Annotated in this window: 8 protein-coding genes and 1 tRNA gene; 3 read left to right on the forward strand and 6 right to left on the reverse strand. The window is 64.8% G+C overall.

Annotation, left to right across the window (positions count from 1 at the left end):
- Positions 1-488 (forward strand): GntR family transcriptional regulator (locus tag WBQ44_RS11675; RefSeq protein ID WP_495566854.1); only part of this gene is annotated, 488 nt, incomplete at its 5' end.
- A gap of 72 nt (positions 489-560) precedes the next feature.
- Here WBQ44_RS11675 and WBQ44_RS11680 read toward each other — a convergent pair.
- The 6 genes from WBQ44_RS11680 to WBQ44_RS11705 all read right to left on the reverse strand — a co-directional run bounded on the left by WBQ44_RS11680 (position 561) and on the right by WBQ44_RS11705 (position 6,749).
- Positions 561-636: transfer RNA gene (locus WBQ44_RS11680), tRNA-Thr, on the reverse strand.
- A 93-nt stretch (positions 637-729) separates the two neighbouring features.
- On the reverse strand, positions 730-1,917 hold the full coding sequence (locus WBQ44_RS11685) for a DNA polymerase III subunit delta' (protein ID WP_495566855.1): 1,188 nt from the start codon (positions 1,915-1,917) through the stop codon (positions 730-732).
- Between the two features lie 36 nt (positions 1,918-1,953).
- The gene (locus WBQ44_RS11690; RefSeq protein ID WP_495566856.1) at positions 1,954-2,487 is read right to left on the reverse strand and encodes a DUF3558 domain-containing protein; all 534 of its coding nucleotides are present in this window, start codon (positions 2,485-2,487) and stop codon (positions 1,954-1,956) included.
- A gap of 154 nt (positions 2,488-2,641) precedes the next feature.
- The gene (topA, locus tag WBQ44_RS11695; RefSeq protein WP_495566857.1) at positions 2,642-5,662 is read right to left on the reverse strand and encodes a type I DNA topoisomerase; all 3,021 of its coding nucleotides are present in this window, start codon (positions 5,660-5,662) and stop codon (positions 2,642-2,644) included.
- Between the two features lie 141 nt (positions 5,663-5,803).
- Positions 5,804-6,394: a hypothetical protein gene (locus tag WBQ44_RS11700; RefSeq protein ID WP_495566858.1), complete on the reverse strand. Its 591-nt coding sequence runs from the start codon at positions 6,392-6,394 to the stop codon at positions 5,804-5,806.
- Between the two features lie 151 nt (positions 6,395-6,545).
- On the reverse strand, positions 6,546-6,749 hold the full coding sequence (locus WBQ44_RS11705; protein WP_084345600.1) for a cold-shock protein: 204 nt from the start codon (positions 6,747-6,749) through the stop codon (positions 6,546-6,548).
- Positions 6,750-7,224: 475 nt separating this feature from the next.
- Between WBQ44_RS11705 and WBQ44_RS11710 the strand changes: the two genes are divergently transcribed.
- Both WBQ44_RS11710 and WBQ44_RS11715 read left to right on the forward strand, forming a co-directional pair.
- The gene (locus WBQ44_RS11710; protein WP_495566859.1) at positions 7,225-9,630 is read left to right on the forward strand and encodes a DEAD/DEAH box helicase; all 2,406 of its coding nucleotides are present in this window, start codon (positions 7,225-7,227) and stop codon (positions 9,628-9,630) included.
- Between the two features lie 116 nt (positions 9,631-9,746).
- Positions 9,747-10,319, forward strand: a complete 573-nt coding sequence (locus WBQ44_RS11715; RefSeq protein WP_495566860.1) for an FAS1-like dehydratase domain-containing protein — start codon at positions 9,747-9,749, stop codon at positions 10,317-10,319.
- Positions 10,320-10,368 lie beyond the last annotated feature (49 nt).

Below are 10,368 nucleotides of genomic sequence, written 5' to 3' on the forward strand. Positions count from 1 at the left end.
GGCTGCATGCGGAGCGCTACGTCGATCTTGTTCCTCGACGCGGAGCACAGGTTCGTGTCACCACCGCGACCGAATTACAGGAACTTTATGAGACTCGGCTGATCATCGAATCCGCCGCACTCACCAAAATCTGCCGTCAGCGCCGAGGCGCACCCACCGAAGCGCCCGAGATACTCGAAGCGATGGCCGAAACGGGCGCACGACAAGAGTGGTTCGATTTCGCCCGACTCGACCAGAAATTCCACTACTCCCTCGTCAACCACGGAGCCAACGCGGTCTTGACCGACCTTTACTCGACGATGCGACCGCGCCACATTCGGCTGTCGGTTCGAACCATCACCGAAGCACCCGACAGACGCGAAACCATAGAACGTGAACACCGAGAAATAGTCGACGCTCTCGACGCAGACGACGAGGCCCTAGCCGTTCGAACCCTGAATTCGCACCTCAGATCCGTACCCGAATTAATGCACGCGTTCCCACGCTGACGTCAGAGGCAGGGCGGATACGACCGTTCGACGCACGAAGCCCCTGACGCTGTGGCGTCAGGGGCTTCGTGGTGGAGCCGCCTAAGAGAATCGAACTCTTGACCTTTTCATTACGAGTGAAATGCTCTACCGACTGAGCTAAGGCGGCGTGCCTTTCGGCGTTGGTGAGTCTAACGGAGCATGCGGTCGAAACTAAAATCGCCTCGCGGATGCTGATGTTCACCCTGGTAGACGCGCTATATCAGCGCAGTGCGGAGCCCAGTTGCGCCACCATGGCGTAGACGGCGAATTTCGGCTTCGCATTGAGGGCGAGGGCTTCGCGGCACTCGAGGATCGCTTCGATGCTTTTCAGCAGAGCCTCCGGCGAAGCACCTTTCGCCATGCGTTCGATCTGCTCGGACATGTCTGGGTGATTGAGCACCGCGGTGGATCCGTACGACCTCGTCAACGCGTCGCGATACAGGCCGGCGAGGTCGATCAACGCGCGGTCGAACGAATCACGCAAGTTCCGAGTTCGCCGCGACTTCTGCCGCGCTTCGAGCTCCTTGATGACGCCCGCGGACCCACGGAGTGCCCCTGCCGCGCCCTTACCTGTGCCGCCCGCCCCCAGCGCCGTGCGAAGCTCTTCCATCTCGACACCGTCGAGCGCCGCGCTGATCTCGGCCGCCTCCGTCTCGGCCGCCTTCACCATCTCCTCGGCCGCGAGGTACGCCTGGTTCGGGCGGGCCGCAGCCGACGCCAACCCGAGGGCCCGCTTACGACGAGCCCTGGCGTCCTCGTCCTTCGCCAACCTACGAGCGCGCCCGACGTGACCGCCACTGATCGAGGCAGCCCACTGCGCCGTCTCCTCGTCGAGCTTGTCGCGCGTCTGCAGCACTTGAGCGATGGCCGACGCCGTAGGCGTGACGAGGTGGACGTGCCGACACCGCGACCGAAGCGTCACCGACATGTCCTCCGGATCGGTCGATGGCGCACACAAGAGCATGACCGTCCGCTCCGGGGGCTCCTCGACAACCTTGAGCAACGCGTTGGCAGCGGCTTCGCTGAGCCGGTCGGCGTCCTCGATTACGACGATCTGCCAACGTCCGGTACTCGGCCGACGTGCAGCGATCTGCACGATCTCGCGCATCTCCTTGACGCTGATACTCAGGCCCTGCGGAATGATGCGACGCACATCGCCGTGCGTGCCCGCCATCGTGGTGGTGCATGGATGGCAGTGACCGCACCCGGGCGAACCCTCGGTGGTGCACTGCAGCGCGGCCGCAAAACACAGTGCCGCAATGGATCGTCCGGACCCGGGAGGACCGGTGAAAAGCCAGGAGTGCGTCATCGCCGAACCCGGAGCGCCGGTGCGGGCACCGATGGCCGCGCCCGTCAGTTCTGCCTCGACGTCGTCTTGGCCGATCAGTCGATCGAATACACCCGCCATGGGTGGCAGCTTAGTCGGAGCATGTGACGCGGCGAATCAGAGCGGTGGCGGCAGAAAAGGCGCGATGGTTTCGAACGTCCCGATCATCGACGCCCGCGCGGCGTCCATCGAGCCCCGGCTCGAGATGTTGATCGACACGGCGCCCACCTCGGTCATCGTTTGTGTCACATAGCCATCGCCTTCGAACACGAACATGTACGTGAGGTAATCCTGGTACGTCAGCTCCTCGACCTCCGAATTCCGCGGATTCGTATGCGGATCGCTGAACTCCGTGACGCCCGGAACTATCTGTACACCCACCGCGAATGTGGCGTTGCTCCAGACGCATCCGGTCAGATCGGCCGCCAACGGCCTCGGCGACGTACCCACCAGGTCGAGTTTCTTCAATACCTCGAGCGGGAGATCACACGGATCGAAAGTCGCGGTCGTGGTCGTGGTCGTGGTCGTGGTCGTGGGCAAGGCGATACCGCGCCCCTCCCACGCTTCCTCCGCCACCGCCGTACCGTCCACGGTTCCGGCGCAACCCGTCAGAGCAAACGCGCAGCCGACCGCCACCAGTGTCTTGTTCACACCCTTTTTCGACGCGGCGCCGCACCAATCGGTTCCACATTGTGACCGCCCCGGGGCGAACTGCGAACTGCGAACTGCGGACGGCAAGACGGTCCACGGCTCCAGCCGGGCACCACCCCTGAGGAGCCGGGTACCAGCAGTAGCCAACGCAGAGCTATCCCTCGCTGGGCGGGGCTTTCTTCGCAGCAGCTTTCTTGGCAGGAGCTTTCTTCGCTGGCGTTTTCTTGGCGACCGTTTTCTTGGCTGCTGCTTTCTTGGCCGGCGCTTTCTTGGTGGCCGTCTTGGTCGCGGTGGCCTTCTTGGTGGCCGCCTTCTTGGTGGCCGCCTTCTTGGTGGCCTTCTTCTTCACCGGCCCACGAGCACGCCTGTCTGCCAACAACTCCGACGCGCGATCGTCGGTGATGGTGGCGACCTCGTCGTCCTTGCGCAGGCTGGCGTTGGTCTCACCGTCGGTGACGTAGGGCCCGAAGCGGCCGTCCTTGATGACCATCGGTTGCTCGCTGATCGGGTCTTTGCCCAGCTCTCGCAAGGGCGGCTTTGCTTCACCCTGGCGTCCTCGACGCTTGGGTTCGGCGTAGATCTTCAGCGCATCGTCGAGAGTGACCGTGAACAGTTGTTCCTCGTCGGTGAGCGAACGAGAGTCGGTGCCCTTCTTCAGATACGGACCGTAGCGGCCGTTCTGCGCGGTGATCTCTTCCTTCGTCTCGGGGTCGACGCCGATCACCCGCGGCAACGACAGCAGCTTGAGTGCGTCGTCGAGCGTGATGGTGGCGAGATCCATCGACTTGAGCAGCGAACCGGTACGAGGCTTCGGGCCTTCGACCTTCTTCGCCGCTTTCTTGGCGGGTGCCTTCTTCGCTGCCGCCTTCTTGACGGCAGTTTTCGTCCCGCCGCCGCCGTCTCCGTCATCGTCCCGTGCGACAGGGACGATGTCGGGCTCCGGCGGGGTGGGCTCGGGCGTCGGCTCAGGGAGGATCTCGGTGACGTACGGCCCGAAACGACCTTCCTTGGCGACGATCTCGTTGCCCGTCAGCGGATCCGCGCCGAGCTTACGACCCTCTTGCGGAGTCGCGAAAAGCTTCTCGGCGAAGTCGAGGGTCAACTCGTCGGGCGGCAGATCATCGGGCAGATTTGCGCGCTGCGAGATCGGGTCCCCATCGGGGTCGTCGTCGCTGCGCACCATCCGCTCGAGGTACGGGCCGTAGCGGCCGACACGCACATGGATCTCGCGACCCTGATCGTCGTCGAACAGTCTGATGGAGTTGATCTCGCGGGCGTCAATGTCTTCGAGGTTGGCACCGACCATCTTTTTCAGGCCACCGGACCGCGCGACCGACCCTTCGGCGCCGGTCTCACCGCCGAAGTAGAAGCTCGTCAACCAGTCGCCGCGACGCTCGCGGCCGCCGGCGATGGCGTCGAGATCGTCTTCCATGCCCGCGGTGAAATCGAAGTCCACGAGGCGCCCGAAGTGGGCTTCGAGCAGGGCGACGACCGAGAAAGCGACCCACGACGGCACCAGCGCGCTGCCGCGCTTGTAGACGTATCCGCGGTCGAGAATGGTCTTGATGATGGAGCTGTACGTCGACGGACGCCCGATGCCGAGCTCTTCGAGGGTCTTGATGAGCGAGGCCTCGGTGTAGCGCGCAGGCGGGTTGGTCGTATGCCCGTCGGGATCGAGCCTGGTGGCAGTGACGGCTGCGCCTGCCTTCAGCGCGGGGAGCCGCGATTCGGCGTCGTCGGACTGGCCGCCCGCCTCGTCGTCGACGCTCTCGACGTAGGCCTTGAGGAACCCCGCGAACGTGATGGTGCGACCGGACGACGAAAACGTGCACTCTTCGCCGGTACCTGCGGTACCGGTGATGCGCAGGGTCAGCGTGGTTCCGCGCACGTCGGCCATCTGCGACGCAACCGTGCGCTGCCAGATGAGCTCGTACAGGCGGTATTCGTCGGTCTGCAGCGCAGAGTGCAGCTGGCCTGGAGTTTGGAACACGTCGCCCGACGGCCTGATGGCCTCGTGAGCTTCCTGCGCGTTCTTGACCTTGCGGGTGTACTGCCGCGGCGACGGGTGCACGTACTCCGGGCCGTACAGCTCGGTTGCCTGCGACCTCGCGGCCGCGATGGCCGACTCCGACAGCGTCGTCGAGTCGGTACGCATGTAGGTGATGTAGCCGTTTTCGTACAGTCGCTGCGCCACCCGCATCGTGCGCTCGGAGGTGAAGCGCAGCTTCCGCCCGGCTTCCTGCTGCAGCGTCGACGTCATGAACGGCGGGTACGGCTTGCGGGTGTACGGCTTGTCTTCTGCCGACGCGACCGTCAGGTCGACGCCCTCGAGCGCCTCGGACAAGCGACGAGCGCGCGGCTCGTCGATGACGGTGACGCCGTCCGATTTGAGCTTGCCGTCGGCGCCGAAGTCGCGACCGGATGCGACCCGGGATCCTTCGACGCTGACCAGGCGGGCGCCGAAGCTCCGCGGTGATGCCTCGGCACCGGCGTCGAGGGTGGCGGAGATGTCCCAGTATTCGGCGCTGCGAAACGCCATGCGTTCGCGCTCGCGCTGGACGATGATTCTGGTGGCGACGGACTGAACGCGGCCCGCCGACAGCTTCGGCATGACCTTCTTCCACAGCACCGGGCTGACCTCGTAGCCGTAGAGGCGGTCGAGGATGCGCCGGGTCTCCTGGGCGTCGACGAGGTCCTGGTCGAGCTCACGGGTGTCGGCGGCAGCGGCGAGGATAGCCGGCTTGGTGATCTCGTGGAAGACCATCCGTCGGACGGGGATCTTGGGGTTCAGGGTCTCGAGGAGATGCCATGCGATGGCCTCGCCCTCGCGGTCGGGGTCAGTGGCGAGATAGAGCTCGTCGGCATCCTTGAGCAGGCTCTTGAGCTCGGCGACCTTGCCCTTCTTCTCCGGCGAGACGACATAGAGAGCCTCGAAGTCGTGATCGACGTCGACTCCGAGTCGCGCCCAGGACTCACCCTTGTACTTCGCCGGAACGTCGGCGGCACCACGCGGGAGGTCGCGAATGTGACCCACCGATGCCTCGACGACGTAGTTGCTGCCCAGATACGGGGCGATCTTCTTGGCCTTCGTCGGGGACTCGACGATGACAAGGCGGCGCGGCTCGGCGGAGCCGCCGGTGGTGGAGTCCCCCGTGCCGTTCTTCCGTGCTGCCACCTTGCTGCCGAACCTTTCCGTTGCGTTTCGCGAGTGTCACTCCGCGGTACCTATCTACCTGTCGAAACCGACATATTCGACGGTCCGCTTGGTAACAGAGTGGCATACGCCGTCAAAATACTCGTAGATCCGCTGCACACCTCACCACCCGGAGGTCGGCCAGTTCGCCTGGGCATCGTCGCTCTCGGGTGCCTGCCCGACGTTTTCCACCAGCCGCAACATGCGTCTGCGCCCCGCGATGCGCAAGCCGGGAAACGCGCCGCGGGTACCGATGAGTGTGGGCGCGATGCCTGCACGCATGAGTGCCTGAGCCAACGGCGCATGCGTCTCGGGAGCATGCGGGTCGAGGCCGAGGACGTATCGCTCACCGTCCGCCTCGGGCCGACCGGCGGCGAGAACCCAGGCTCGCAACTCCCGCGAGCCGGGCACCCAACCGGGCGGCATGAACTTGACCGCACCCTTGGTCCACAGCGAGGCAAGCGCCGACAACTCGGGCACGGATGCCGTACGGACGAGTGGGCGGTCCTCCTCCGAGCGACCGACCTCGGCGACGAGACCGCACTGACGGATGAGAACTGCAATCGCGTCGGCACGCCACTCCCGGTCGACGACCACGGAGATCCGGGCGCCGGCTGCCGAGATGACAACCTGCCCGGTGGACGCCAGCAGCCCGGCCAAGTCGGTCACCGACGGCGGCAACGACTCGGCGGAGAAGAAGGACAGCTGGTTCACAATGTGGACAGTAGGACATCGGCCGCCCGACGGGGGTATTCGACGCACGTGTCCGAGAACGACTCATCCCCCTTACGCGCAGGGACGTATCCGAACGCGAAAGAGGGATGGTGTCAACCGAACCAACTCACGAGTGTGAGCGGGGTTTCGATCAGACTGCGTGAACTCCGGTTGCCTGGGGACCCTTGGTGCCCTGGCCGACCTCGAACTCGACGCGCTGATTCTCCTCGAGGGTACGGAAGCCGTTGCCCTGAATCTCGGAGTAGTGAACGAAAACGTCAGCGGAGCCGTCTTCTGGTGCGATGAATCCAAAGCCCTTTTCGGCGTTGAACCACTTCACAGTTCCCTGTGCCATGCTTTTCCTTCTCTTTCTAACACCGGATGCGGTGGGCAGCACTTACAGTCCACCGGGCCGGTTCCGACCGTTGTACTTCCGTCAAAGTCCCCCTCAGGCGGATCCCCCGTCGATCAGCAACGCTGTATCGGCAAAGACCCCTTTGCGGAAACGCTCCAAAAGCACACCGCTCGCAACATAAGATCCTGCGAGCGTGAAAACGAACACAGAAGCTGCGACCGCTTCAAGCTAACCATGACTCGAGCGTTTCCAACAGTCGAAAATGTCAGTTTTTCCAAGTTCGATCGATCGGAAGCGTCGCAACCTGGGGTTTCGCCCCGCACGCCCCCTCTCACCAGCGCCGATACCCGGCCGCCTCCAGCCCGCGCAGGCCGAGGCGATAGCATGAAAACCGCAGGTGGCGGCACCTACGCCCGCGTGCTGCACCGCAGTCATCTACCGTGCTGCACCGCAGTCAGCTATATGGAGAGCAGCAGTGACCCAACCGGATCCACCCAACGCGGGTCATCTCACGAGCTACGGCAGGTCTCTTCTCGACCGCGTGTTGGCAGGCACACCGTCGGGCGAGAAACCTCTGACGCACGTCGCCGAGCTCCCGGGGCGCGAGGCCCAATTCGTCGACTGGCCAACATGGTTGAAGCCCGAAGTACGGGCGGTGTTGCAGTCGCGCGGGATTCCTCGGCCGTGGAGTCACCAGGCACAGGCCGCCACGCTCGCCCACGACGGTCATCACGTTGTCCTATCAACCGGTACCGCATCGGGAAAGTCACTGGCATACCAGATGCCGATCCTGTCGACACTGCTCGGCGACGACCGTTCGACAGCTCTCTACCTGGCGCCCACCAAGGCCCTGGGAGCAGATCAGCTACGCAGCACCATGTCCGTCACCGACGAGTTGCGCGGCGATGCACCGGAACTGGCCGAGGTGTTTCCGAGCGCCTACGACGGCGACACCCCCATCGAGATCAGGCAGTGGGCGCGAGCCAACGCCCGGTGGATCTTCACCAACCCCGACATGATCCACATCGGAATCCTCGGCGCGCACGAACGGTGGGCCCGCTTTCTCCGCAACCTGAAATATGTCGTCGTCGACGAGTGCCACTACTACAGAGGAGTGTTCGGCTCCAACGTGGCACTGATTCTTCGGCGACTGCGACGTATCTGCGCCCGCTACGGCGCTGACCCGACGTTCGTTCTCGCCAGCGCGACAACCTCCAATCCGGGCCTTGCAGCCACCCGACTCGTCGGCGCATCGTGCGAGGAGGTCACCGTCGACGGATCGCCACACGGCCCCCGCACCGTCGCCCTATGGGAGCCACCGCTTTTGAAGGAGATCACCGGAGAGAACGGCGCACCCGTGCGCCGATCCGCCGGCGCCGAAGCGTCGCGCATCATGGCCGACCTGATGATCGAAGGCGCTCGTACCCTGACATTCGTGCGATCGCGCCGCGGCGCCGAGGTGACGGCACTCGGCACCCAGCGACTCCTCGCCGAAGTGGACCGAGATCTCCCGAGCCGGGTGGCCGCATACCGAGCCGGCTATCTCGCCGAGGACCGCCGTGAGCTCGAACGGAACCTGTCCGATGGCACCCTTCTCGGGGTCGCCACCACCAACGCGCTCGAGTTGGGCGTCGACATCGCAGGTCTCGACGCCGTCGTCGTCGCGGGCTTCCCCGGCACCGTCAGTTCCTTCTGGCAGCAGGCGGGACGATCGGGCCGACGCGGCGAGGGCTCGCTCGTCACCCTGGTCGCCCGCGACGATCCGTTGGACACCTACCTCGTCCATCATCCGGCGGCCCTGCTCGACAAGCCCATCGAGGCAACCGTCACCGACCCGACGAATCCGTACCTGCTTGCACCTCAACTGCTCTGCGCTGCAGCCGAATTGCCCATCACTCCGGCCGAGGCGGAGGAGTTTGACGCCGTGTCGGTGCTCGACGCCCTCGCGGCAGACGGCCTGGTGCGTCGGCGTCCGCACGGGTGGTTCATCACCCCCGAAGGCCAGAAGTACGCACCGCACACGTCGGTGAACATTCGCGGCGGAACTGGCATCCAGGTCGCCATCGTCGACGGCGGATCCGGACGGATGCTCGGCACCGTCGACTCCGGGAAGGCACCGGCGACAGTGCATCCCGGGGCCGTGCACATTCATCAGGGCGAATCGTTCGTCGTCGACGACTTGAATCTCGAGGACGGTGTCGCGCTCGTGCACCCCGAGCATCCGGATTGGAACACCTCGGCTCGCGAAACCACCGATATCGCCATCACGGACGTGCACTCACAGCGCGACCTGGGCGAGGTCACCGTCGCGCTCGTGCAGGTGAACGTCACGCATCAGGTCGTCGGTTACCTCCGGCGGCTGCACTCGGGCGAGATCCTCGACTCGATCGAACTCGACATGCCCGAGCAGACCCTCGACACCCGCGCGGTCATGTACACCATCACGCCGGAATTGCTCGTCGATTCGGGCATCCCGCCGGAACGGTTCCCCGGTTCACTGCATGCCGCCGAGCACGCGGCCATCGGTCTCCTCCCCCTCGTCGCGACGTGCGATCGATGGGACATCGGCGGTGTCTCGACCGCGCTGCATCCGGACACCGGGCTGCCGACCGTGTTCGTCTACGACGGCTACGACGGTGGTGCCGGCTTCGCCGAGCGCGGCCATCGCGCGATCGTCGACTGGCTCGAAGCCACCAAGGACGCGATCACTTCCTGCGAGTGCCCGAACGGGTGCCCGTCGTGTGTTCAATCCCCTAAATGCGGCAACGGCAACGATCCGCTCGACAAGGCAGGCGCGGTGATCGTCCTGCAGATCGTGCTGGACGCCGTCTCGCACGCCCCCGGCCGTTCCGCAGGGCCTCCCCGCGACGTCGCGTCGTGACGCGATACACCGACAGGAGGTTTCTTTTGTTAGTTCGCGGGGATTCTGCGATCCAACCTGCGGTATGTCCGACGGGCTGATGGACTCGAGCCTCGCCCCGCGACGATAGAGGTGCCATGTCGACGATCTCCATGCCCGACGCGCTACTAGCCGGTGCACAGACAACTCATGCCGAAGCCACTGACCGCAGGACCATCTGGGACATGGTCGGTGCTCGTCATCGGGTCGGCTTCAGCTACGAGGTCGGACGCGAGAAGATCAAGGAATTCGCGCGGTCGGTGCACGACGACCATCCGGTGCACGTGGACGACTGCACCGGCCGCGACCTAGGGCACGGCGGCGTCATCGCCCCGGTCACGTTCGTCAGCGTCATCGGTACCGCGGTGCTACCCGAGCTGTTCGCGCACCTACTTCTCGGCTACGGTCTCGGCGACATCCTGCACTCCGACCAGCAGATACTGCTGCACCGCCCCATCCGAGTCGGCGACGTGCTGAGCAGCAACCTCTGCTTGGAATCGTTCCGGCAGGCGGGCGGCAGCGACATCATGGTGACAGCCAACGACATCGTCGACACATTCGACGAGCCCGTCGCGACCACCAAAACAACGTTCGTCGCCCGAACCGGTGGACGCGGCGACGACAACGGCATCGGTGATCTCCTCGACGCCATCATGCGCCGCGGCGGCTGAACCCTCTTCAAGCAGAACCGGGCGGTCACGCAAAACCGGGCTGTCACGC

The sequence above is a fragment of the Rhodococcus sp. (in: high G+C Gram-positive bacteria) genome (assembly GCF_049591685.1).
Taxonomy (GTDB): Bacteria; Actinomycetota; Actinomycetes; order Mycobacteriales; family Mycobacteriaceae; genus Rhodococcoides.